Genomic DNA, 25,443 nt, shown 5'->3' with positions numbered 1-25,443 from the left:
TACCTTTTCACATTAAAAATCTACCAAAAGTCCAAACTTATTTTTTTAAAATGAAAAAAGTTCTTTTACTCCTTTTAATAATTCCTTTCGCTCATTTAAAATCTCAATGGGTTGAAAAAGCTCCAGAAAATCCGGAAGAATTTGTAAATCCTTTAATTGGATCACTTTCAAAACCTTCTCTTTCTAATGGAAATACCTATCCCGCCGTTGCCGTTCCTCACGGAATGAATTTGTGGACTCCACAAACCGGAAAAAATGGAAACGGATGGCAATACACTTACGATGCCGATAAAATCCGCGGAATAAAACAAACGCATCAACCTTCGCCTTGGATGAACGATTACGGAACGTTTTCCATCATGCCTGTGACGGGAAAAATGCGTTTCAATGAAGATGAAAGAGCGAGTTGGTTTTCACATAAGTCGGAAGTTTCAAAACCATATTATTATAGCGTTTATCTTGCTGATCATAATGTAACTGCAGAAGTTACACCCACAGAAAGAGCTGCACAACTACGTTTAACTTATCCAGATTCTGAAAATTCATGGTTTATGGTAGATGCATTTGATAAAGGTTCAAGTATAACAATTATTCCTTCTCAAAATAAAATTACAGGATATTCAACAAGATATTCAAGAGGTAAGCTGGTTGGTTTTAAAAATTATTTTGTGATTTATGCTGACAAACCATTTACAAAATATTCAACGTGGAAGGATAAAGATTTTGTGAAAGATGCTTTGGAAATCACAGGAGATCATTGCGGAGCTATAGTTGGTTTCGCGACCAAAAAAGGAGAAAAAGTGAATTTAAAAGTAGCTTCATCATTTATCAGTTTAGAACAGGCAGAATTAAATTTACAAAGAGAACTCAATAAAGATTCTTTCGATGATACTTTTAAAAAAGCAAAATCAGCGTGGAATGAAAAATTAAAACGAGTTGAAGTTGCAGGCGGAACAATCGATCAGATGCGAACGTTCTATTCTTCGTTATACAGAATGCTTTGCTTTCCGCATAAAATGTATGAGATCAATAAAGCAGGAGAAGTTGTTCATTACAGTCCATACTCAGGGAAAACGGAGATTGGTTATCGCTTTGCAGGAACTGGTTTCTGGGATACTTTCAGGGCACTCTACCCTTTTTTAAATTTGGTTTATCCGAGCATCAATGTTGAAATGCAGAAAGGATTAATCAGCGATTATAAAGAAGGCGGTTGGTTGCCGGAATGGTCGAGTCCATCGTATTCTGATATTATGATTGGAAATAATTCAGCTTCTGTGGTTGCAGATGCTTATATGAAAGGTTTGCGAGGTTATGATATTGAAACATTGTATCAGGCTTTACTTCATGGTGCGAATAACGAAGGTCCGCAAGCAACAGGAAGGTTGGGAATTGAATATTATAAAAAATTAGGCTACGTTCCCTATGATGTAAAGATCAATGAAAATGCAGCAAGAACTCTGGAATATGCTTACGATGATTTTGCGATTGCTCAATTAGGAAAAGCTTTAGGCAAACCAGAATCTGAATGGGGAGAATACTACAGACGTTCACAGAATTTCCAAAAAGTGATTGATCCGGAAACAAAATTAGCTCGTGGAAGAAATCAGGACGGAAGTTTTCAGGCTCCTTTTAATCCATTTAAATGGGGCGATGCTTTTACAGAGGGAAATTCCTGGCATTATACATGGTCGGTTTTTCAGGATATTGATGGGTTGGCAAAATTGATGGGCGGAAGAAAAGAATTCTCGAAAAATTTAGATAAAGTTTTTGAAATGCCTCCGGTTTTTGATGACAGTTATTATGGCTCAACGATTCACGAAATTCAGGAAATGGTGAATGCGAATATGGGACAATATGCTCACGGAAATCAGCCTGCTCAACATATTATTTATTTGTATAATTATTCCGGAGAACCGTGGAAAACACAATATTGGGTTCGTGAAACGATGAATCGTCTGTATCAGCCAACTCCGGATGGATATTGTGGTGATGAAGATAACGGACAAACTTCGGCTTGGTATATTTTCTCGGCACTTGGTTTTTATCCTGTAACTCCTGCGACGGATCAGTATGTTTTGGGAGCTCCTTTGTTTAAAAAAGCAACGATACATTTAGAAAACGGAAAGAATATTGAAATTAAAGCAGATAATAACAGTGATGAAAACCGTTATGTAAATTTTATAAAATTTAATGGAAAAAAATATTCTGCCAATTGGTTAAGCCACGACGAATTGATGAAAGGTGCAACTTTGAAATTTGACATGACTTCTCAGCCGAATAAAGAACGGGGAACCGACGAAAAAGATTTTCCTTATTCTTATTCTACAGATAAAAAATAAAGCAAAAGAGAGACAGTTTGTCTCTCTTTTTTTGTTTAATATTCAAAAAGATATTCACCTGTTAAAGGACTGATGTATACTTTTTCCTTTTCTTCTTTTTCAAGCGCTTTCCGTTGTTCATTACTTAGGAGAACATTTCCTAAAGCTCCTAAACCACCCGCAATTGCACCTCCTCCAGGCGGAGTAAAATCATGTTTTGCAAGACCTTGATTTAACAATGTTATGCCTGAAAAAATATAAAAACCTTTTTCATCTTTATCAATTTTATAAAAACCTCCAAAAGTACTTTTGTAAGCTATTCCGTTTTCAACATAGATGAAAATCTGTTGTGGTGGTCTTAGTGTTTCATTCTTTCCTTCGGCACGAATTACATTTCCATCTTTATCTTTAATCAGTTGATAACCTGTTAATGGTTTTTGATTAAAAAAGCTCAAATAATCTTTATAAATTCCATCCTGAAACTGATTCGTTTTGAAAACCGGTAAGTTTTCAGCTAAATATTCCCTGTAATTTGGAAGTTGATCTTGTGGAACAGATATTTTAGAAGGTTCTAAAGAATAAGATTCTGTAATAAATTTATTCAAACTCATCCCAATTGAAGATGCCAAAGTTTTGGATATATTTTGATATTCCCAAGTATTAATCGTCTTTGTTCCATCGATAGTTTTTAAAAGAAAATATTCCGTTCCTACCTTTTCGTACGATGATGCACTGATAAAAATTTTAGCATAATCTACTTTATCTATTCCCTTTTTTTCATACACTTTCAGCTTGTCCAAAACAATTACGAGTTCTCTTTTTCCTCGTTTTTTATTATCTTTTTCGAACCAGTTTTCAAGGTCAGATTTAGCATTATCAGTCGGAAAAGAAAATGTGTATATTTTATCTTTTCGGGAATATTGTCCGATATTTTTATCTTCTCTTGCATCAATTACTTCAAGACTTTTTGTAGTCGATTTCGGATCATTGAGTCTGTATTTAAAATCAATTACTTCATTACTCTGAGCTGATAAAACACCCGAAAGCAATAAAAAGAACAGTATTTTTTTCATATTTTTTAAATTATTATTCCTCAGAAAAGTCATATTCTCCTGTTAACGGATCAATGTAAATAGGAAATTTTTCTTCTTTTCTCGCTTTATTTTGTCTTAAACCTCTTTCTAATATTCCGACAAGACCTACTGCAACACCACCGTACATTCCGGCATTTGTTCCTCCTCCTACACTTAAAAAAACTGCAGAATTCTGTGCCGGTAAAAGATATCCTCGATTACTTATTAAATAAAATCCTTTGTCATTTTTATTCAGTTCTAAAAATCCTGAATATGTTTTTCTGTAAGCCTTTCCGTTTTCAACATAAGCGAACATTTCATTTGCCGAAATTTTATCTTTCTTTCCGTTTTCTTCTTTTACAGCCCTTAAAACATTTCCTTTATCATTCTTTTCAAAAACATAATTTCCCGGTTCCGGAGTTTGATTCATAAATGCTGTATGATTAAGATAAATTCCATCTTTCAACTGAGTATTTTTGTAAGCTTCAGAATTGGTTCTCACATACGATTCATAATCTGCAAGAGCATCGATTGACACAGGATTTTCTTTAGGTTTCAAAGTATATGTCTTCTTCAGAAACATAGCAAAAACCACAGGAATATTTTTAACCATTACATCAGAAATATTTTTACTCCCAAAGCTGTAGATTGTATCTTTTTTGTATAAAAATTTATACTGATCGCCTTCTTTCAGGAAAGTTTGTGCAGAAAATTCGATTTCTCCTTCAGTCTGCTTTCCTACAGTTTCTCCTAAATAAGTTTTCAGATGTTTCAGAACCAAAACCAGCTCGTACTTCCCTCCTTTATGATTGCTGTCTGTGTACCATTGACTTAGGAAATTATTTACCGTCGTCGGAAAAACGATTTCCCTCATTTCTTTATTATCACCGAATGGCACCTCTCCTATTTTCTTATCCTCTCTTTGATCGATTACCTCAAGAGATTTGTAGATATTTCCTTTAGAATTTGAAAGATTTCCTCTTTCTTTAATAATTTCCTGATTCTGTGAAAAGCAAATAATTGAAGCTAAAATAAAGGTGATTTGGAGTATTTTTTTCATTTAATAATAGATTTACTTCAAAAATATGAATTTGATTTAAAATTTTTATTGCTAAAAATCATAATTTCCTGTCATCGGATCAATATAAACTTCTCTTACAGTTTTCATATCTATCTTATTTGGGTTGAACATAATCGCATCTATAATTCCTCCTACCAATCCGAACATCATCCCAAAATTAATGTTGTAATCTGACGGATAAAGCATGTCTGGTTTAATGAAAAGATAAAATCCTTTGTCATTTTTATTTACTTCATGAAAACCTGAAAATGTATTTTTGAAAGCCTTCCCGTTTTCAACATAAATAAACATTTTATGTGAAGGAATTCTTTTCTTTTTACCATTTTCGATCTTTATTGCTCTATCCAATTTTCCATCTTCAAACCGTTCTAAAGTATAGTTTTCCTCCGGAGTTTGCCTGAAAAACGAATTATAATCCAGGTAAATTCCTTCCTTAAGAACTTCATTTTTAAAAGCGGGATAATTATTTACATAGTTTTGATAATCAGAAATTTCACTAAGCGTAAGATCATAATTAACCGGTTTGGATTTGTATGTTTTATCAAAATATAAAGAAAATATATGATGCATATTCTTCACCATAATATCCGCAACATCTCTATGACTGAACATGAAAACGGTATCTTTTTTATATAAAAACTGATACTTATCTCCTTCTTTTACAAAACTTTGTACAGAAAAAGTCATCGTTCCTATATTTCTCCTTTCATTCGTTTCTTTTACAGATAATTTTAAATCATTTAAAACCAAAATAAGATCTTGTTTTCCTCCTTTCAGATTACTTTTCCGGTACCAATTTGTAAGATCTTCTGCTGCACTGTTCTGAAATGACACTTCTTTCATTTCTTTATTGTCCTCAAAAGGCAAAATCCCTATTGTTTTATCTTCTCTCTTGTCAATGACAATCAGTGAGTTGTAATCTCCTTCTCCATTATTAGGAATATCTCCTTTAAGTTTTATAAATTCTTTATTCTGTGCAAACGAAATAATCATCAGGCAAGTCATCACAACCTGCAAAAGTTTTTTCATAATTAAAATTTTTGGCAAAAATAGAGATTCATTTAAAACAAAAATTGCCTTTCACAAAATTTATATAAGGCAATTTATTTTCATTTTAAATAAAATTTACTTTGTAAAAACATAAGCTCCCGTCAGAGAATCAATATAAACATTAGATTCCTGCGATGATCTGTAACCAATCCCATGAATAGCTCCGTTTGGAGGATTTGCTCCCGATTCAATGGCTGCTCCGATCAAAGCTCCCGGAATTCCACCTAAGATTGCACCTATCATAATACCGCTGGTTTTTGCACTTGTAAAAAGATTTACTCTGGAAGTATAAATATAAAAACCTTTATTGTCTTTCTTCATTTCATCAAATCCGACGGGCGTAAGTTTGTACGCTTTTCCTCCATCTACATAGCAATACATTTCTGAATAAGAAGAATCTATACCATTATGCATCAAATTTGTAACCCTTCCTTTTTTATTTTTTTTAACTGAGTATTCTGCATTCGGCTCTTGATTAGAAAAGCTTTTAAAGTCAGTATAAACTCCATCTTTAAGCTCAGGATTATTAAAAGCTTTGTAATTTTTGTCTAAATATGCATTATAGTTATTAATCTCATTTTCAGGAACAAGGATCCCAAGAGTTGTGTTAGAATAAGAAAGTTTAATAAATTCTGTGATGATATCAGAAATCTGAGAAGCTAAAAATCTCTGCGGATGAGGCGTAAGTTTCGGGTTGGAAACGATCACATTATCAAAACGACCGATAAAATAATATCTGTCATTTCTCTTGATAAAACTTGAGATCTTCAGCTTAAGTTTAGCAAACGGATAATCTTTATTTTCGTTCTGTTCATCGTATATCTTTATCTTTTCCAACATAATGATGAAGTCTGTATTTCCCGTTTTCTTATTATCATTCAGGAACCAGTTTCCGAAATGTTTTTCCAGATTTTCGTCTTCAAACTTTATTTCTGCTGTTTCTTTCTTATTGGCAATTGTCCCGATTGTTTTATCCGTTCTGTTATCGATTAAAGTTAAAGATTTTGCCAATCCTCTTTTATCTTTAATGTTTTGATCCAGTTTCACAAATTCTACTCTTTGAGCAGCCAATGAAATGGAAAGCATTAAAAACAAAACAATTTTTTTCATAATTAAAAATTTTCCGCAAAAATATAGATTTGATTTAAAAATTAAACGACTCTCACAATAAATTGCAAGAGTCGTCCAACATTAAAAAAATAAACTATTATGGAGATTGTCTCGGTCTCGAAGCATTATTACCATTATTGTCTCCATGAGGCTTTCTTTCATTCATCTTATCTCTCATCATTCCCTCGGATTGGAACAGCTTCAAAACTTTCTGACAAGGAATTACCTGTTGCATCTTATCAGCATATCTTTTTCTATTATCTAGCAGCTTTTGTCCTACATCAAAGCTTTGTTGCAACTTTGCCTTAGCTTCATCATCTGATAAAGTTTCGGGATCAAAATTGGAATTAAACTGGCTCTTGATCTGTTTCTGGCTATCTAAATATTCGTTGTAAACCTGTGTAAATTCAGTTTTATCATTTGGATCAATATCCAGATTTTCCATCACCATATTGTTCCTGAACTTAGTAAGAAGTGCTTTTCTCTCTTCCGGAGAAAGATTGTTTATTACCTCTTTTCTTTGTTTAGGGTCCATTTTTTTCCAGTCGTAATCTGTTTTTTGAGCATTTAAGCCAAAACCATAAATAATAAAAAGCGTAAATAATATCTTTTTCATCTTTTTTAATTATATAAGTCCAAATAGACATCCTGAGTAGAATTACTTGCCAATTCTGTAATTTCAGAATTTGAGAAAGAATCCAGATACTCGTTCATTTGAACTTCATTTTGTTTTGAAACAGGTTTTACTGTTTGATTTTTCGCTTCAGTCGTAGTCTTTTCTGTACTGTTGTCCTGTGCAATAGACTTATTATCATCCTGACTTCCAACTGTTTGATTATTATTATCAACAGAAGTTAAATCGGACTGTAAAGTTTCATAAGCGATCTGACTTTCTGTTTTTGGTTCATGATTATTAACAGTATTCTGTTTCACATCTTCATTAGGATTTTCATTATTAAAAACAAAAGTCGCTCCAAAGATCAATGCTAATGATGCTGCAGCCGCATATGCCCAATTTAATTTAAAAATCGGTGCTTTCTTCTTAGCTGGCAACACATTATTCAATACATTTTCCTGAACTGTTTCAAACAGATTTTCAGGAACTGTGTAAATATTTTTACGTTCTAATTGTTCCAGATCAAAATCATTAATCCCGCTCAATACCTTCCCCTGAATATTTTCAAACAAATTTTCAGGGACTTTGTAGATGTTTTTGCGTTCTAATTTTTCTAGATCAAAGTCTTTCATGTCGTTGTTTCTCAAAAATTATCTTTCGTAATTCTCTTTGATATATTCTTCTATTTTCTGCTTAGCATAATGATAATTCGTTTTCAGCGTTCCTACCGACATATCTACAATTTTCGATATCTCTTCGTAAGGCAGATCATCATAATACCGCATCATAAATACCAGTTTCTGCTTTTCGGGCAGACTTTGTATAGCATTCTGTAGTAGAATTTGTATTTCTTCAGCATCTCCGTCTGTATTATCAGCAACAAGATTCTGCATATAGTATTCGGGATCTTCATCAGATTTCTGCATTTTCTTCATCTTATTTACCTGCTGTAATGCTTCGTTGGTAGCAATTCTGTACAGCCATGTATACAGTTGGCTATCGTTTTTGAACTGGTGAAAATTCTGATAAGCTTTAATAAAAGTCTCCTGCAAAGTGTCCTGAGCAAGATCTCCGTCCACAATAATTCTTCTTATGTGCCAATACAATCTACTCTGATAAGCATCCATTAAAGCGCGAACTCCTTTTTCTTGAGTTCGTGGATCTTGCATCAACGAAATAATTTCCGCGTCTTTAATCTTCATAAGATGCTTTCATTGTTTTGGATTACAAAAATAGTTGAAAGTTAAATTACTTCTTCAATTTTCAGTCCAAATATCATAATTAAATATATAAATTATTTGAAACCCTTTGATATTATCAGACTAAAAAATTTTGATAGAGAATCCTTTATTTCTTTTATTAATCAACGTTACATTTAATTTTGAAAATATAATTTTAGTTTAAATCTTTACAAAATAGCCTTCTTTTTTAACCGAAAAAAATTATAATTAACTGATTAAAAAATATTAATTTTTAAATTAAATATAATTCCAGGCAAATATCTGCTATTCCGAAACCTTTTAGCAATTTCCAAAAATCATTAAAAATCTTATATTTGTTTTATGCAAATTGTAATTATCGGTTCCGGAAATGTAGCCTATCACATGGCAAAAGCTTTTGTTCTTAATAATATTCCATTGGCTCAAATCTTTGGCAGAAATAAAGAAGAACTCAGTAAAATTTCTGAAGAATTAAAAATTCCTTTCTCAACAGAAAAATTGAAAGACGCAGATTTGTACATCATTTGTGTGAGCGATAATTCTGTTGAGGCTGTTTCCAATATCATTACTAAAAAAGATTGTCTCGTTGCTCATACTTCCGGATCGCTTCCAAAAGAAATATTAGCAGGAGAATACAGAAAATCAAGCCTTTATCCTTTACAGACTTTTTCGAAATCAAAAGAATTGGAATACGAAAAGATTCCGTTTTTTATTGAAACTGAAAATGAAGAAGACAAAAAAATATTATTTGAAATCGCTTCAAAAATCTCTAAAAATGTAATGGAAAGTACTCATGAAAAGAGAAAATACATTCATTTGACAGCAGTTTTTGCCTGTAATTTTGTCAATCATCTTTTTTCAAGAGCAAAAGAAATTTCGGACTCTCAGGAAATTCCTTTTGATTATTTTTTACCGCTAATTGAGGAAACTGTTCAGAAAATTTATGAAATTGAACCAAAATCTGCACAAACAGGACCGGCTGTAAGAAACGACAAAAGAATTCTGGAATTACACGAGCAATTATTAAAAGACGAAAGTCTTGAGATCTATAAAACTATGAATCACTCAATTCAAAAAATGTATGAGTTATAAAGAGAAACTAAAAGATATTAAAGCATTTGTATTCGATGTAGATGGCGTTTTCACAGACGGAAGCGTTTATCTGATGCCCGGCGGAAATATGTCGAGAGTAATGAATGTTCTGGATGGTTATGCAGTCGTTAAAGCTTTAAAAAACAATTATTTAATCGGAGTTATTACTGGAGGAAACGATGAAATGGTAAAACACAGAATCAATTACCTCGGAATTGAAGATTATTATCCGAAATCTCACAATAAGATGGCTGACTTTGAGGATTTCAAAAAGAAAAATCATCTTAAAAACAATGAAATCTTAACGATGGGAGATGACTTGCCGGATATTCACATCATGAAAAGTTCTGCGGTTGCAGCCTGCCCCGAAAATGCAGTTCCTGAAGTAAAAAATATTTCCGATTATATTTCTCCGATAAAAGGCGGAAGCGGCGCTGTACGTGATGTTATTGAGCAGGTAATGAAAATTCAGGGAAATTGGCATGATGATGACACACAATCTGTTTAATTAATTGAAAATGAAAATATTATTAGCATCACAATCTCCCAGAAGAAAAGAACTTTTAGCAAATTTAGGCTTTGACTTTGAAGTCGTAAAAATCGATTGTGAAGAAATTGTTCCAGAACATATCAAAGTAGGAGAGTCTGCAGCTTATCTGTCTGAATTAAAAGCCGATGCATTCCGAAAACTGGAAGAAGGCGAAGTTTTATTAACTGCAGATACTGTCGTAGCCATTGACAATCAATTCCTTGGAAAACCAAAAGATGAAGAGGACGCAAAAAACATGTTGAAATTGCTTTCAGGGAAAATACATCAAGTTTATACCGGAATCACAATTAAAACTACAGATAAAACCATCACAGAAACTGATGTTGCAGATGTAGAAATTGATGAACTTACAAATGATGAAATAGAATATTATATAAAAAACTATAAACCTTTCGACAAAGCAGGAAGTTATGGCATTCAGGAATGGCTTGGAATGGCTAAAATTAAAAAAATGAATGGCAGCTTTTATACAATTATGGGACTTCCTACCCATTTGGTTTACAAAATTTTGAAAGAAATATAATGAGTTTCCATGTAAAATTTTATTATTTTTACAAAATCATCAAACCTACTTGATAATAAAAAGTAGATTAGCGAGTTATATTGAATAATGAAAAAGAATATTTTATTCCTTTTAATACTGTGTATTGTTGCTTCTTGTGCCAACAAGGTCAAGAAACCGGAGCAGCGATCGAAGTTTATGAAAGGATTTTCGACATATTACAACACCCTTTTTAATGCAAAAGATGCGTTGAATAACGAGTTTGAGACAAGGGATAAAGCACATAAAGACAATTTTTATGCGCCTTATATTCCTATTCTTACCTACGAAGATCAACCTTTGGGAAGTGATCTCGGACAATCTGCCGCTTTTGCAGAGAATTCTATGAAAATGGCGGAAGTTAACAGACCTGCACAAAACAACGACAAGAGAGGCGGTCTTCCGGGAATGCCATCCGGAATGCCAGGAAATCCAACTTCCGGCGGACCCGGATCTGCAACCGGAGATCCTAACCAGACTGAACAGAAAGGCGCAACAACACTGGAAATCTCTGAAGCAAAAGCTTTAAAAGCGATCAATAAATATTCTGTGATCAGGCACGGAGAAGAGCAAAACAAACAAATTTTCGACGCATACATGATCCTTGCTCAGGCGAGAATTTACCGAGGAAAATCTTTAGATGCTTTAGATGCTTTGAATTACGTTTTTACCCACATGAAAGATGATAAAAGGCTACCTTTGGCTAGAATTTATCAGGGTTTGGCGTACGATCAGATCAAAAATTATCATAAAGCTCATGAGACTTTTGCTAAATTAAAAAGCGAAAAGATAGGGAAACAGTATGAAAAACTATTAAGTATCTATTATTCTGAATCTCTTTTGGATGCAGGAAAAAAAGAAGAAGCTGTAAAAGAATTAGATAATGCTTTTGAATTAAATGGCAACAGAAAACTGAAAAGTAGAATTGCTTATTTAAGAGGTCAGATTCTTGAAGGGCTTAATCAAAATGAAAAAGCGAGAGAAAGCTTTATGGCAGCTTATAAGTATGCCAATGATTTCGAATTTGAGGTAAAATCTCAGATTGAGATTGCAAAAACTTTTAACGGAAACGGAGATTACAGTGGGGCGAGAAAATATCTTGAAGATATCAGTAAAAAAGGAACTTACGGATCAAGAAAGAATGAATTCTACTATGCTTTAGGTTTAATGGCAAACAAAGCCGGAAAAAAGGATGAAGCTCAGGAATATTTCAGAAAATCTTTAAAGGAAAAAGTTTCAGATGCCCAAATCCGCGGACTGGCTTATTATGAGATCGGGAAGGGATATTTAGATAAAAACGATTACATCGGAGCAGGAGCTTATTATGATTCTGCATTGGCTGTAATGACGTATGAACCTTCAAAAGTTCTTTTGGCAGATCAATCTGTTTATATCAAGAAGATCTCAAAAAATTATTATTTGATCAAGAAAAATGACAGTATCCTGAATCTGGCAAAAATGTCTCCAGAACAGAAAACCGATTTTTTCTCGAAATATATAGCAAAACTTAAGGTAAAAGAAGAGAAAGAAGAGCTTGAGAGAAGACGTGCTGAAAGAGCAAAAGGCTTCGATACGGGAGATTACAGCTCAACATCAATCTTCGCGAACAGTTCAAACAAATTTGAAGATTTTGGGGTGGCAACAAAAGGTTTTTACTTTGGCAATACCGGAACTGTTTCAAAAGGAACTCAGACCTTTAAGCAAACTTGGGGAGACAGAGCTTTGGTTGATAACTGGCGTTTTTCTAAGAAAATGGCAACAATCGAGGATATGAAAAACGATGCTTTGGGAACAACTGCAGCACCGAATCCAAGACGTTTTGAACCCGCTTTCTATATTGAACAGATTCCTACAGAAGTGGCAAAATTGGATCAATTGAAAAAGGACAGAGATACAGCTTCTTTAGGTTTAGGAGTAATGTATCAGAATTATTTTACCAATACACCTTTAGCAACAAAAACTTTATACGATTTGGTTGATGTAAAACCTGAAGAAAAAGTAATGCTACAGGCTTTGTATGAAATTTTCGCCATGAATTATGAGAAAAATCCTCAAATCGCAGAAAGAGCGAAACAGATTTTATTAAAAGATTATCCTTATACTTCCTACGCAGAATTTGCGAGAAATCCTAAAAATAATACTTTCGTAAAATCTTCTGAAGATGTAGAAAATCAATATAAACAGGCTTTTGCGTTGTATGAATCTGAGAAATTTGGAGAAAGTAAAGACGTAATCGATCAAACTATTCAGAAAAATCCTAAAGATGCCCTGGTTCCTAAATTATATCTGCTCAATGCATTTAATTCAGGAAAATCGAGTGGGAAAGAGGTAATGATTCTCCAACTGGAACAGATTGTTTTAAATTATGCTAAAACTCCGGAAGGCGAAAAGGCAAAAGAAATGCTGAATTACCTGAAAAGCGACCTGAGTTTCCAGCCAACGGATAATAAGGGAAATGCAGTGCCTCAAAACCCCGTGAATATGGCTAATGTTCCGCAGCAACAACCGACACAACAGTTCAATGCTACAGGAGCACCGCCACAACAGCCTACAAACCAAATGATGAGCAATCCTCAACAGCCATCGAACGGAAATAAAACTCCAAGGAAACCAAACAATAATTTGCAACCAGCCAATTCAGCTCCTGCAAAACCACAATAAAATAAAAAAGCGAAGATTAATCTTCGCTTTTCTTTTTCTTTACTCCATGAAAATCTTTGAGATAGAAAGGTTCAAAATAAGCAATATCTTCGAACTCTTTTCTCTCTATTTTTTCAAGGCTTTTCTTAATTAAATATTGTGCAGAAGGGTAGACGTTGTCATTAAAATCAGCATTCGGAAGTTGTAAAATTTCCTGTGCTTTTTTTGCTCCATCTCCTACAAATATTACTTTTTTATCTTTAAATTCTTCAAAAGAAGTTTCATCTAAAATTTTGGCTTCTGTTACAGATATTTGTTCACCGGTTTTCCCGTCATAAACAGCCGTATAAACCTCCATTCTTCTGGCGTCAATCAATGGCACTACAAAATCATAGTTTTTGTCTAAAAAAGGCTCTATCATGCTTTCTAAAGAATTCACTGCAACCAAAGGAACTTTTAATCCATAACAAAAACCTTTCGCTGAAGAAGCACCAATTCTCAATCCTGTATAAGAACCGGGACCTTTTCCAAGAGAAACCGCTTCAATATCTTTCATAGAAATTCCGGCTCCTTCCAAAGCCCATTCTACGAAAGTATGCAGACTTTCGGATTGTTTATAGTTTTCAGAAACTTCTTCGGTTAAACACAACAGCTTTTCGTTATCAGAAATAGCTACCGAACAGTTTTTTGAAGAGGTTTCGAGATATAAAATTTTCATTTTTTTAATTTTAAGACAGATCGCAAATTCGTAAAATGACAAAATTGCTTTTAATTTAATGCAAATTTATGGCTTTATTTCTACACTTTGGCGACTCCAGAGTTTCCATACCGATTTCTCTTTTCTCCAGATTTCCAGTAAAGCGAGTATCATTTCAAAATCCTGGTTTTTGTAGATTCCTGAAACTTTTATTTTTCTTCGTACAGAATAAAAATTCTTTTGTTTTTTAACTTCAGAAATCTCAATTTGATTAATATTCTTATAAACAACTTTCTTGGAATTAAAATCTTTCTTAAAATCCTCCGGATTCTGAATCCATCCATTTGAATGACCAAAAGAAACATCAGAGCATAAAACATCAGCAATTCTTTCATCATTATTTTTCATAAACTGATCCAAAAGACGAATACTTTCAGCTAATTTTGGTTCAGCTAAAGAAAATTCTTTAGTTTGACAATTCCAAAAGCTGATTAAAAATAAAAGAATTAATGATAAAAATCGTTTCACTTTATTTTCTGTAAATCGTTCTCGGTTCCGCTTGCGCTGTAGGATAAATCGTCATATCAGAAACACAGACATGTTTTGGTGCGTTTACACAATACGCGATAGAATCCGCAATATCTTCTGCTTTCAAAGGTTCATATCCTGCGTAAACTGTTGAGGCTCTTTCACTGTCCCCTTTAAATCTTACCATAGAAAAATCTGTTTCCACGGCACCCGGCTGAATATTGGTAACTTTAATCCCAAATTCAGTCAATTCTATTCTCATTCCTTCGGAAATTACATCAACGGCTTTTTTAGTTGCACAATAAACAACTCCATTTGCATAAGTCTGTCTTGCTGCCACTGAACTAATATTTACGATATGACCAGAATTTCTTTCTTTCATTCCCGGAATAATCATCTTAGAAACATATAAAAGTCCTTTAACATTTCCGTCGATCATAGAATCCCAATCGTCTGTTTTTCCAGCAGAAAGAGGATCTAAACCATGAGCATTTCCTGCATTATTGATCAAGACATCAATATTTTTACATTCTTCAGGAAGCGAATTGATAGCTGTCTCAACTTCTTTCAAATCTCTAACATCAAATTTTAAACTAAATATTTCGGTGAATTCAGAAAGCTCTGTTTTTAATGATTCCAAAACTTCAGATCTCCTTCCACAAATGATAATTTTGTTTCCCTGTTTCGCAAAAAGTTCAGCTGTAGATTTTCCTATTCCGGAAGTTGCTCCGGTTATTAATATTGTTTTCATTATTTACTTTATTCGTTGATTGTTTTATTTTTTATTCTTCTTTTCATCACGTATTTATAGATTCCAAATTCAATCCAGGGAATCAGCATAAGAAGCCCCCAAATAATTAAAATTCCTTTTACAATCGTTTTAAATTGAGACTTTAAAACCATCAAAAACAAATTCTGAATTTTTTCAACCACAGATTTTTCAAGATCATCCGGATTCAATTGTAGTAATTTCTGAGTTAAATTATCAAATTCTTCATAAGAAAGATCTTTAGTAACATCTGCATGAGGAATTGAATTCAACATTCCGTACAATACCAAAGTATGAATTCTATCTCCATATTTATCTGCAAATAGGGAAACCAACCAGTTTTTCGGCTTATCTACAACATTATGTTTTGTATCGTAAGCTTTAGCAATATCAACAATCTGAATCTTTACATTTTTATTATTTTGACTTAATTCTGAGACAATTACCTTTACATCTTTAATAAATTCTATCCTTGAATTTTTGTCCTTAAAAATGTATTGTGCACTCGAATCATAAACTTGTTCAGAAATAGCATAACTGTCTTTTTTCAAGGCTTCATAAACACCAAAAAACAATCCTATCTTCAAAGAAAAAATAATATTGATGACAAAAATTGTAGGAATATAAAGTTTTACGAACCAATTATAATATTTCTGTTCTCGGGAAATAACTTTATACTTTCTTAAGACCAGAATTAAAATTAAACTTACTACAAATCCTAAAACTAAAAATATAGTTGAATATAAAATTATTTTAAACGGATAATTTTTTATGACATAAAGTACTACAGAATAAATTGTTTCCCAGTCTATATTTTGCATGGTCAATTTGCATCAAATGCTTCGAAAGCATCGGTTATATGTTCTATAATTAAATTCTTTTTCTCGTCGGGAAGAACAGAAATGATATCAAATCTTACTTCCTGATTTTTATTAAACTCCTCCAGATAATGATTCGTTGCAGAAACGATCAATCTGATCTTAGTTTTGGTAACCGCTTCCTGAGGCAGCATAAAAGCATCTGTAGAACGTGCTTTCACTTCTATTACAATGATTAAGTTATCTTTTTCGGCAACAATATCAATCTCAGATTTTTGAAACCGAAAGTTTCTGACCAAGATTTTATAGCCGTTTTTCTGCAAATACTCAACTGCTAAATCTTCTGCCTTTTTACCGAAATCGTTGTGATCTGCCATATTTTATTTGAGAATTTTTTGATTTATAAAGCACCGTCATTTTGAATTAGTTTATCATAAACTCCATCTAACCATATTGTAATTTCTTCATGGAATCTTCCAAACAATAATTCTTGCTCTGTTTTCAGGAATTCTTTCTTGAAAATATATGGACTCACATTAATCCAATACCTATTTCCAAGTCTGTGAAAATGATAATTTTCATGCCTCACATCGAGAGGTGTATATTCTTTTTTCTGGCTTTCTGTTAATTCAGGATAAAAGGTCTTAAGCTCAAAATTAGAAAAAGAAATTAAAGATTCTAATGTATATTTTATTTGTTCTGGAATAAAATCATTAAAAATATTTTCTCTTCTATATGTTTTAGCATCTTCAATATCAAAAATATCTCCTTCTCGATATTTTTTATACCAATTAAAAATTAATTTATAACTAAAATCATCATAAACCTCCAATTCCATTCTTCGAATTTCATCGTACAATCCTGGAGAGAAACTATATTCGACTAATAGATTTTTCACTTTTAGAACTCGATTTTAACCTTATCTTTCATTTCTAATTTCACATTTCCACCAATAATCAACGGTCTGTTATCTTTAATGTGACCATTCGGAAACCCGAAAACTACAGGAAAATTATACTTTGAAATTCTATCTGAAATTAACTTATAAGCGAACTCATCGAAACTTTCTTCGTATTGCTTGTTTTCTTTTTCATCACCCATATTGGTCATTCCACCGATAATTAATCCGGAAATTTTATTGAAAACTCCAGCCAATTCCAAACTCATGATCATTCGGTCAAGTGCATAGAAATTTTCGCCAATATCTTCAATAAATAAAATTTTATCCTTAAAGTCAAAAGAATATTTTGTTCCCAGAAGGGCATAAATAAGCGCTAAATTCCCTCCAACCAATTCTCCTTCAATATTTCCTTGCTTATTAAATTGATGCGATTTAAGGCTGTATTTTGGAGTTTGCCCTTTTAAAATATCAAAAATAAGATTATAACTTTCTCCCGTTACTCCAAAACTTGACGTTTTAATTGTTTGTCCATGAATCGAAGCAAAACCTTTTTTCAGCAAATAACTTTGGATCACTGTGTTATCAGAGTATCCGATGTACCATTTAGGATTTTTGGTAAAATTTTTAAGATCTAAATGTTCAATCAAATGCTGACATCCGTAACCACCTCTTGAAGCCCAGATTGCTGAAATTTCATTGTCATTAAGCGCCCAATTAATATCTTTAATTCTTTCCTGCTCTGTTCCTGCGTAATTGTAGCCATTGGAAAATTTAGTATAAAGATGTTCGCCTAAAACAGGTTCGTAGCCTTTACTTTTTATCATTTCTATGCCCTTTTCAAGTTGAGTCGCATCTACTGCTCCTGCAGGGGAAATCACAGCTATTTTATCACCTTTTTTCAGTGATTTTGGAAAGATTATTTTTTTCATTTGTTTTTTTGATATTTCACTTCAGTTTTTTCAGCTTCTTCTAATCGTTTATCAAATTGATTGAATTTTTTAAAGCTCTGTAAAAAGATAAAGAAACTGAATACTATAAGAATTCCACCAACAATTCTTCTGATTTTGTTGGCTAAAGTTTGTGTCAATTTATCGTGAAACTGTTTCGCCAGAAAGATTTTGATCAAATCAATAAAGAGGTAAGTTCCGATGACAATTCCGATGTATAATATAAAATTGCCTGTATCCGGATATTGATTTCTCACGGAAATCACCGTTACCAACCAAAAAAGAATAACTCCAACATTCAAAAGATTGAATAAAAAACCATTCATAAAAGTCTTCAGATAATTCTGATTGATGATTTTCTCTTCTCCGGGCATATGCATTTTGGTTTTCGTGACCAGCATGACAATTCCATACACAAATATGAGAATGGAGGTAATCCTGTAAAATCCGGGATGTTTGTCGATCAACGTTACAATATCTGCACTTGCATAATAAGCCGCCAAAATACACAGCAAATCGGCAGAAATCACTCCGATATCCAAAGCCAGGGCATGTTTCGGACCTCTGGAAAAGCTGGTTTCAATTAAAAGGAAAAAAATGGGTCCTATAAAAACCAGACTCAACATGAATCCTAATATGACAGCAGATAATATAAGTTCAAGCATTCAGTGGTGTTTTCGATGAAAAAATTTCATCTATTTATACAAAGTTAGTTTTTATGTTTTAAAAATTCAATAAGAAAATGGATTTGATCTCATTGAAGATATTATTAAAAATAAAAGCCGCTATCAACAGCGGCTTAAATAATTTATATTTTATTGTTTTAATATGGTTTATTTAAACAATTTTCATTGTAAATGAACTGATAATCTTTTCTGATTTTCAGCCCAAATATACCTCTTTCAAAAGTATACGTAATTTGATTTTTAAACAACATTCTTTTATAATCAATAAAAAAACTTCTTGTCATATATGAATATTCATAAGCGTTATCACTCAAATAAATGTAAGTTGTTTTTCCACGTTCATGGCTGCCTCTTCCACCAACTTCGGCCATCATATTTTTAAAACAATAAGTTTCTTTTCTTGGATTCATTCCTGTAATATAATTAATCAAAAAGAAAACATTAATTATCATCGGAAAAGTAACTCCAAAAAAATATTTTTTTCCTAAACTTCCTATTTTAAGAATATTCTTATTAATTAAAATATTACTTATAATAACGAGAATACTAATAATGGCAACAAACCAATAAAAATTAACTACCGTCTTGAATATTACTGAGAAAACCAAGACGGCATTAAGTATACTAAAAAAGATATACTTATCTATTTTGGTCATTAATCAACAATCTTGAAATCCAATTGTTTTTGAATCAAGTTAGCTTTTACTACTTTAATTTGTACCTGATCTCCCAACTGATATCTATTTCCTGTTCTCGAACCGTATACAGCGTGAGTCGATTTATCATAACTATAAGAATCGTCCATCAAATCTCTCAATTTGATTAAACCTTCTGCACCATTTTCAGGAATTTCTACCCAAAAACCAAACTCTGCAACTCCAGAAATAACACCTGTAAAGGTTTCTCCTAAATGTTTTTCCATGAATTTCACCTGCATGTATTTGATAGAATCTCTTTCTGCATCAGCAGCCAATCTTTCCATTGAACTGCAGTGTTTTGCTTTTTCTTCAAGCTCATTTCTGTCAGGAGATTTTCCTCCATCCAGATAATGCTGCAGCAATCTGTGCGCAAGTAAATCCGGATAACGACGGATAGGAGAGGTGAAGTGGCTGTAATAGTCAAATCCAAGACCGTAGTGACCAATCGGTTCGGTAGAATACACCGCTTTACTCATGCTTCGCATCGCTAAAGTTTCGATCATATTTTCCTCGCCTTTACCTTTTACGTCGTGCAGTAATTTGTTTAAAGATTCCGCCACTTTTTTAGTATTGGCAAGATCCATTTTATATCCGAAAGTAGAAACAAAATCTCTTAAAGACTCTAATTTCGCAGGATCCGGATCGTCGTGAACTCTGTAAATAAATGTATTGCTATTTGGCTGACCTTTTTTCAATGAAACAAATTCAGATACTTTTTTATTTGCCAATAACATGAATTCTTCAATCAAATGATTTGAATCTTTGCTTATTTTAAAATAAACACCGATCGGCTGATTATTTTCATCTAAATTAAATCGAACTTCACTTCTGTCAAAAGTAATCGCACCGTCTTTAATTCTTTTCTGACGCATGATTTTCGCCAATTTATCCAAGACCAAAATCTCTTCTGCTAAATCTCCTTCTTTAGATTCGATTCTTTCCTGAGCTTCTTCATACGTGAATCTTCTGTCAGAGTGAATTACCGTTCTTCCAAACCACTGTTTTTGAATTTCTGCTTTGTCATCCAATTCAAAAACTGCTGAAAAAGTGAATTTATTTTCATGAGGGCGAAGTGAACAAACATCATTACTCAAAACTTCCGGAAGCATCGGTACAACACGGTCCACCAAATAAACCGAAGTTGCTCTCTGATACGCTTCATCATCCAAAATAGTTCCCGGAACTACATAATGAGAAACATCTGCAATGTGAACCCCGATTTCCCAGTTTCCGTTATCTAACTTTCTCATAGACAATGCATCATCAAAATCTTTCGCATCTTTCGGGTCAATCGTAAATGTAAGTACATCACGCATATCCCAACGTTTTGCAACTTCTGCATCGTTGATTGTTCTATCAATTTTATCAGCATCTCTTTCAACTTCTTCAGGGAAAGTGTAAGGTAAGCCGTATTCTGCAAGAATAGAGTGGATCTCGGTTTCATGTTCTCCCGGAGCTCCTAAAACCTGAATAATTTCACCTTCCGGATTCTTGTCTCCTGGTCGCCATTCCGTCATTTTTACAATAACTTTATCGCCGTCTTCAGCACCTCCGAATTTCCCTTTTGGAATAAAAATATCGGTGTTGATCGTCTTTTTATCGCAAACAACAAATCCGAAATCTTTATGAGGAACCATCTGTAAAGTTCCCACAAATTCCGTTCTTGTTCTTTCCAAAACTTCCAGAACAGAACCTTCTAATTTCTTTCCTTTATAAGTATAGGTTACGATTAAAACTTTATCGCCCTGTAATGCATCTTTCACATTTTTGGAATGAATAAAGACATCATCTTCCAAGCCTTCAACGTTTACATAAGCATTTCCGGATTGATTGAAATCGATAGTTCCTGTCAATGTTCCCTTAATATTAAGGTTGATGATATATTTTCCTTTTTCAGTTTCTTTTATTCTTTCGTCTGCCTGCAATTTATGCAAAGCCTGAATCACAAGTTCTCTCTGTCTTGGATTTTTATAATCTATTCCATCTGAAATCTGCTTATAATTATAGATTTTTGTGGAATTTTCATTCATAAATCTTAAAATCAATCTTCCGATTTCTCTTAGTTTATGATCATTTTTCTGACTTATATATTTTCTTTTTTTTGCCATTTTTAGTTTTGTAATTAATTATATAGTTTCAATATTTAATTAAAACCATTTTAAAATTATCCTAATATCCAGCAGATAATTTCATTGTAAAAGCTTATTTCCTTTAATAAAACACATCAATTTTCCTTCCAAGTATTCTACAACGGAAGTTTTAGTTTTGTATAAATTTAATACAAATATGGAGAAGAGAGGAGAAAAACCTTTTATTAAATATGTTTTTATATTTCTATAGGTTTAAATGGAAATAATAGACTGGTAATTCTATTGGACGGTACAAAGATACAAAATAAAAAATAAATAAGGCTTGTAATTTGATTTACAAGCCTTTATATGTTTAACAAAATGGAATTTTATCAACTCTGTTCTGATGTCTTCCACCTTCAAAATCTGTAGAAAGAAATTTATCTGCAATTTCTATTGCTAATTCTTTAGATATAAACCTTGCAGGAATTGAGATCATATTCGCATCATTATGTTGTCTTGCTAATGCAGCAATCTCGGGCATCCAGCAAAGAGCGCAACGAATCTTCTGATGTTTGTTCGCTGTGATCTGAACACCATTTCCGCTTCCACAAAGTAAAATTCCTAATTCATTTTCTCCGTTCTCGACAGACGTTGCAGCAGGGTGTACAAAGTCCGGATAATCCACACTGTCTGTGGAAAACGTTCCAAAATCCTGAACCTCAAAGTTTTCTGATAAATAGTTCTTAACAATCTCCTTATACTCGTAACCTGCATGGTCAGCAGCAATAGCGATTTTTCTTTTCATAATTATTGTATTAAGCCTTTTTAGATATATTTCCACACAAATGTAAGTATAATGTGGATAACTCTGAAATTTTTGAAGATTAGTTGTGAAAAGGCTTGTTAGTAAATGTGGAAAAATGTTTGAAAGTAAATGTTTCGTAACATTAGAAAATTTCGTAATGGAAAATAACTCCAAATTTTTTGCCCACAATTTTCAAAAAGTTTTTTGTGAGTAATCTGTAGGTTTTCCATAAATCAGTTATTAATAAAGAGAATTGGGGAGAAGTTATCCATATTTGTTAGTAACGTATAGAAATTTCACATTTACAGCAGATTATAATGTATATAAAATGTGAATTGAATAAAAATTAAATGTTATAAAGTATTTTATTAAAATTTATCCCCGTTATTAACAAACACTCAACAACAATACCATATTCTTTTTTTAATAGAAAAGAAAATATGTTGATAGATGTATGTTGAGTCTGCGGGAAACTTTTCGAAAACTTTTATCGGGTTGCGGCTTTTCAAAAATTTTAAAATCTTACATTTGTGAAACGAAAATTCAACGATATTTATGAAAACAATCAATGATTTCAATTTTAATGACAAGAAGGCTCTGGTAAGAGTTGATTTCAATGTTCCACAGGACGACCAGCTGAAGGTTACAGATAATACAAGAATCGTGGCAGTGAAGCCAACCGTAGAGAAAATTCTTAAAGACGGAGGTTCTGTGATCTTAATGGCTCACCTGGGAAGACCAAAAGGAGAGGTGAAGGATGAGTTTTCACTTAGACACATTGTAGAAGAAGTTTCAAATGTATTGGGTCAGGAAGTAAAATTTGTTGACGAATGTATAGGGGAGAAGGCTGAACAAGCTGCTTCGGAACTTAAGCCTGGAGAAATCCTTTTATTGGAGAATTTACGTTTTCATAACGAAGAAGAAAAAGGAGATGAAGGTTTTGCAGAACAACTTTCTAAATTAGCTGATGCCTATGTGAATGATGCTTTTGGTACAGCTCACAGAGCGCATGCTTCAACAGCTGTTATTGCTAAATTTTTCCATTCAACTAAATTTTTCGGTTTATTGATGGCTAAAGAACTGCAGGCAATCGATAAAGTTTTGAAATCTGGAGAACGTCCTGTAACAGCGATACTTGGTGGATCTAAAGTTTCAACTAAAATTACCATTATAGAAAATGTTTTACCAGCTGTTGATAATTTGATCATCGGTGGTGGAATGGCTTTCACTTTTATTAAAGCTCTTGGAGGAAAGATCGGAACTTCATTAGTTGAAGAAGATAAATTGCCTTTGGCTCTTGAGATTTTAGGAAAAGCAAAAGAACATAATGTAAAAGTATATCTTCCTTCTGATACGATCATCGCTGAAAGTTTTAGTAATGATGCAGAAAGAAAAGAAGTTAATATCTACGAGATTCCTGAAGGATGGATGGGACTTGATGCTGGAGAAAAATCTAGAGATCAGTTCAATGATGTTCTTTTGAATTCAAGAACAATTCTTTGGAATGGTCCGATCGGAGTTTTCGAAATGTCAAATTTTGCAGGAGGAACAATCGCTCTTGGTGAAAGTATTGCCGAAGCAACAAGACAAGGAGCTTTCTCTTTAGTTGGAGGAGGAGACAGTGTTGCTTTCGTGAAACAATTCGGGTACGGTGAAAAAGTAAGTTATGTTTCTACTGGTGGTGGAGCCATGCTTGAAAGTTTGGAAGGATTGGAACTTCCCGGAGTTGCCGCGATCAACAACTAAGAAATATTATTTTTATAAATTTTAAGTCCGCTGAATTTTTCGGCGGACTTTCTTATTTTCTATATGTAAGAATTAAGCTTTCGAATTTTATAAAATTTATTTTGTTATAAAAATTTTTCTATTGAGCCAATTATCGTGAAAATCATAATAATTATAAAAATTTCGTTTTCGTTCCATATATCATAAAACTCTTTTAAAAATCATTTTTTCAAAAACGATTAAAAAATGGCTTTCAGAAATATAGTTAAAACTTTAAAATATAATTTTTTAAAGTATTTATATATAAAATACAATTAAGGCATTAAAAGATATGTTTTTGTAAGAATTTAATTTTAAAGAATATTATTTTTCTAGAAAATAAAAATTTCAAAAAAATTTAGACTATATTTTTTTTTGAATGTGAATTTACTAATCAAGGTTACTAACTTTTTACTAACAATTTTCACTAACCTGTCATTGAATTTTACTTCAAGTAAAATTATTTTTTAAATTTTTTTGAAAAAAGAGAGTAGGGTAGTGTCTATTATAAATGAAAAAACTCGAGACATTAGCTCGAGTTTTTATTTTTATAAGGAAAATGCTTAAAATTGACCTTTAGAAATGGCTCTAAATTCTATTTTCTACTTTTTTTCGATAATGTATATCAAACTTGAAAATTCGTTCGAAAAAAGGGCTTTTACGTTAGAAATCGTTCCGTAGATCGTCGCTTTTAGCCAAAAAAGAGGAGATTTCTTATATTTTTCGCTCAACATTGAGATATAATATGAATCTAAAACCAAAGGTTTGATTTTTCTCATTTTCCAGTTTGGTTTCTTTGAAATTAAATTTTCCATTCCGTTTTTTGAGAAATGATAAATATGTCTTGGGACATCATAAGCTGCCCAATATTCTTTATAATGTTTTGCATCGTAAGAAGTAGGGTTGGGAACAGCAATAATTAATAATCCTTTTTCTTTTAGTTTGTTATTAAAAATTTCAAGCATCTCATCCTGATTTTCCACGTGCTCAAAAACATGCCAAAGTGTAATTGCATCTAAACTTTTATCTTCAATTAAATTAATATCGTCTAAAATTTTTGCTTTTGAAATTTTACTTTGAGCAGCTTTTCTGGCATCAGCATCAGGTTCAAAACCTAGAGTTTCGAAATCATTTTCTATATATTTTACAAATTCTCCTGCACCGCAACCATAATCAAGTACTTTCGAACCTTTGCTTATTCTGTCCAAAAGAATTGTTTTTTTATACTGTAGATTGAAGGATTGTAAAAATTTGTAAAGCTTTTCTTTTAAACTTCCTGAATCCTGATGATGAGAAATGTAATCTTCACTTTCATAATATTTAGAAATATTCGATGGAATAGGGGAGGTCTTGAAAACTCCTTTTGTATCTGTTTCTTTTATTTCAAATATTTCTTGGGATAGAAAATGATCTTTTATTTTCATTGAATTGTTTGTTTTAAATTAAAAATTAAGATATTCAGAGTTT

25 protein-coding genes are annotated in these 25,443 nt (G+C 32.5%); 6 read left to right on the top strand and 19 right to left on the bottom strand.

From position 1 onward, the window contains the following. Window positions 1-50 precede the first annotated feature (50 nt). Window positions 51-2,339: a GH92 family glycosyl hydrolase gene (locus ABD940_RS09885; protein ID WP_345203056.1), complete on the top strand. Its 2,289-nt coding sequence runs from the start codon at window positions 51-53 to the stop codon at window positions 2,337-2,339. 35 nt (window positions 2,340-2,374) lie between these two features. Here the strand turns inward: ABD940_RS09885 and ABD940_RS09880 are convergent, their stop codons facing one another. The 7 genes from ABD940_RS09880 to ABD940_RS09850 all read right to left on the bottom strand — a co-directional run bounded on the left by ABD940_RS09880 (window position 2,375) and on the right by ABD940_RS09850 (window position 8,450). Further along, window positions 2,375-3,391 (bottom strand): hypothetical protein, encoded by a 1,017-nt coding sequence (locus ABD940_RS09880; protein WP_345203054.1) that lies wholly within the window; start codon window positions 3,389-3,391, stop codon window positions 2,375-2,377. A 13-nt stretch (window positions 3,392-3,404) separates the two neighbouring features. Beyond that, window positions 3,405-4,451, bottom strand: coding sequence for a hypothetical protein (locus tag ABD940_RS09875; protein ID WP_345203052.1), 1,047 nt, complete (start codon window positions 4,449-4,451; stop codon window positions 3,405-3,407). Window positions 4,452-4,502: 51 nt separating this feature from the next. Then, complete coding sequence (locus tag ABD940_RS09870) at window positions 4,503-5,501, bottom strand: hypothetical protein (protein WP_345203050.1); 999 nt, start codon at window positions 5,499-5,501, stop codon at window positions 4,503-4,505. 96 nt (window positions 5,502-5,597) lie between these two features. Continuing rightward, window positions 5,598-6,632 carry a hypothetical protein gene (locus ABD940_RS09865; protein WP_345203047.1) on the bottom strand — a complete coding sequence of 345 codons (1,035 nt, stop codon included), beginning with the start codon at window positions 6,630-6,632 and terminating at the stop codon, window positions 5,598-5,600. A gap of 97 nt (window positions 6,633-6,729) precedes the next feature. Next, entirely contained in the window at window positions 6,730-7,248 is a 519-nt protein-coding gene (locus ABD940_RS09860) for a hypothetical protein (protein WP_345203045.1), read from the bottom strand. A gap of 5 nt (window positions 7,249-7,253) precedes the next feature. Next, on the bottom strand, window positions 7,254-7,880 hold the full coding sequence (locus ABD940_RS09855) for a hypothetical protein (protein WP_345203042.1): 627 nt from the start codon (window positions 7,878-7,880) through the stop codon (window positions 7,254-7,256). 18 nt (window positions 7,881-7,898) lie between these two features. After that, entirely contained in the window at window positions 7,899-8,450 is a 552-nt protein-coding gene (locus ABD940_RS09850; RefSeq protein ID WP_345203040.1) for an RNA polymerase sigma factor, read from the bottom strand. Window positions 8,451-8,810: 360 nt separating this feature from the next. Between ABD940_RS09850 and ABD940_RS09845 the strand changes: the two genes are divergently transcribed. From ABD940_RS09845 to porW, 4 genes are all read left to right on the top strand, one after another. Further along, window positions 8,811-9,560, top strand: a complete 750-nt coding sequence (locus ABD940_RS09845) for a Rossmann-like and DUF2520 domain-containing protein (RefSeq protein ID WP_345203037.1) — start codon at window positions 8,811-8,813, stop codon at window positions 9,558-9,560. Continuing rightward, entirely contained in the window at window positions 9,550-10,068 is a 519-nt protein-coding gene (locus ABD940_RS09840; RefSeq protein WP_345203034.1) for a KdsC family phosphatase, read from the top strand. Before ABD940_RS09845 ends, ABD940_RS09840 begins: the two co-directional genes overlap by 11 nt. A 10-nt stretch (window positions 10,069-10,078) precedes the next feature. Then, window positions 10,079-10,633, top strand: coding sequence for a Maf family protein (locus ABD940_RS09835; RefSeq protein ID WP_345203032.1), 555 nt, complete (start codon window positions 10,079-10,081; stop codon window positions 10,631-10,633). A gap of 87 nt (window positions 10,634-10,720) precedes the next feature. Further along, window positions 10,721-13,312: a type IX secretion system periplasmic lipoprotein PorW/SprE gene (porW, locus tag ABD940_RS09830; RefSeq protein WP_345203030.1), complete on the top strand. Its 2,592-nt coding sequence runs from the start codon at window positions 10,721-10,723 to the stop codon at window positions 13,310-13,312. Window positions 13,313-13,328: 16 nt separating this feature from the next. On the opposite strand, the gene tsaB is transcribed toward porW, so the two are convergent. The 11 genes from tsaB to rpiB all read right to left on the bottom strand — a co-directional run bounded on the left by tsaB (window position 13,329) and on the right by rpiB (window position 22,212). Beyond that, complete coding sequence (tsaB, locus tag ABD940_RS09825; protein ID WP_345203027.1) at window positions 13,329-14,009, bottom strand: tRNA (adenosine(37)-N6)-threonylcarbamoyltransferase complex dimerization subunit type 1 TsaB; 681 nt, start codon at window positions 14,007-14,009, stop codon at window positions 13,329-13,331. 66 nt (window positions 14,010-14,075) lie between these two features. Continuing rightward, entirely contained in the window at window positions 14,076-14,516 is a 441-nt protein-coding gene (locus ABD940_RS09820; protein ID WP_345203025.1) for a nuclear transport factor 2 family protein, read from the bottom strand. 1 nt (window position 14,517) lies between these two features. Continuing rightward, window positions 14,518-15,267, bottom strand: coding sequence for an SDR family NAD(P)-dependent oxidoreductase (locus ABD940_RS09815; RefSeq protein WP_345203023.1), 750 nt, complete (start codon window positions 15,265-15,267; stop codon window positions 14,518-14,520). 8 nt (window positions 15,268-15,275) lie between these two features. Continuing rightward, window positions 15,276-16,106 (bottom strand): hypothetical protein, encoded by an 831-nt coding sequence (locus tag ABD940_RS09810; protein ID WP_345203021.1) that lies wholly within the window; start codon window positions 16,104-16,106, stop codon window positions 15,276-15,278. 2 nt (window positions 16,107-16,108) lie between these two features. Further along, window positions 16,109-16,480: a YraN family protein gene (locus ABD940_RS09805; RefSeq protein ID WP_345203018.1), complete on the bottom strand. Its 372-nt coding sequence runs from the start codon at window positions 16,478-16,480 to the stop codon at window positions 16,109-16,111. A gap of 23 nt (window positions 16,481-16,503) precedes the next feature. Further along, window positions 16,504-17,001: a hypothetical protein gene (locus ABD940_RS09800; RefSeq protein ID WP_345203016.1), complete on the bottom strand. Its 498-nt coding sequence runs from the start codon at window positions 16,999-17,001 to the stop codon at window positions 16,504-16,506. A gap of 2 nt (window positions 17,002-17,003) precedes the next feature. Continuing rightward, complete coding sequence (locus ABD940_RS09795) at window positions 17,004-17,933, bottom strand: S66 peptidase family protein (protein ID WP_345203015.1); 930 nt, start codon at window positions 17,931-17,933, stop codon at window positions 17,004-17,006. Next, window positions 17,930-18,616, bottom strand: coding sequence for a LysE family translocator (locus ABD940_RS09790; RefSeq protein WP_345203013.1), 687 nt, complete (start codon window positions 18,614-18,616; stop codon window positions 17,930-17,932). The genes ABD940_RS09795 and ABD940_RS09790 overlap by 4 nt, the downstream gene beginning before the upstream one ends. Window positions 18,617-18,774: 158 nt before the next feature. Continuing rightward, the gene (locus ABD940_RS09785) at window positions 18,775-19,293 is read right to left on the bottom strand and encodes a hypothetical protein (RefSeq protein WP_345203010.1); all 519 of its coding nucleotides are present in this window, start codon (window positions 19,291-19,293) and stop codon (window positions 18,775-18,777) included. Further along, complete coding sequence (gene rnr, locus ABD940_RS09780; protein ID WP_345203008.1) at window positions 19,293-21,443, bottom strand: ribonuclease R; 2,151 nt, start codon at window positions 21,441-21,443, stop codon at window positions 19,293-19,295. Before rnr ends, ABD940_RS09785 begins: the two co-directional genes overlap by 1 nt. A 334-nt stretch (window positions 21,444-21,777) precedes the next feature. Further along, on the bottom strand, window positions 21,778-22,212 hold the full coding sequence (gene rpiB / locus ABD940_RS09775) for a ribose 5-phosphate isomerase B (RefSeq protein WP_345203006.1): 435 nt from the start codon (window positions 22,210-22,212) through the stop codon (window positions 21,778-21,780). A gap of 555 nt (window positions 22,213-22,767) precedes the next feature. On the opposite strand from rpiB, the gene ABD940_RS09770 reads away from it, so the two are divergent. Further along, window positions 22,768-23,958, top strand: coding sequence for a phosphoglycerate kinase (locus ABD940_RS09770; protein ID WP_345203003.1), 1,191 nt, complete (start codon window positions 22,768-22,770; stop codon window positions 23,956-23,958). A 620-nt stretch (window positions 23,959-24,578) separates the two neighbouring features. Here the strand turns inward: ABD940_RS09770 and ABD940_RS09765 are convergent. Further along, window positions 24,579-25,400: a class I SAM-dependent methyltransferase gene (locus tag ABD940_RS09765; RefSeq protein WP_345203001.1), complete on the bottom strand. Its 822-nt coding sequence runs from the start codon at window positions 25,398-25,400 to the stop codon at window positions 24,579-24,581. Between the last annotated feature and the right edge of the window lie 43 nt (window positions 25,401-25,443).

Origin of the sequence: Chryseobacterium ginsengisoli, assembly GCF_039542325.1 — a bacterium.
GTDB lineage: Bacteria > Bacteroidota > Bacteroidia > Flavobacteriales > Weeksellaceae > Chryseobacterium > Chryseobacterium ginsengisoli.
The sequence above is the reverse complement of the archived record's forward strand: the minus strand, read 5'-3'. Positions and strand labels throughout refer to the sequence as shown.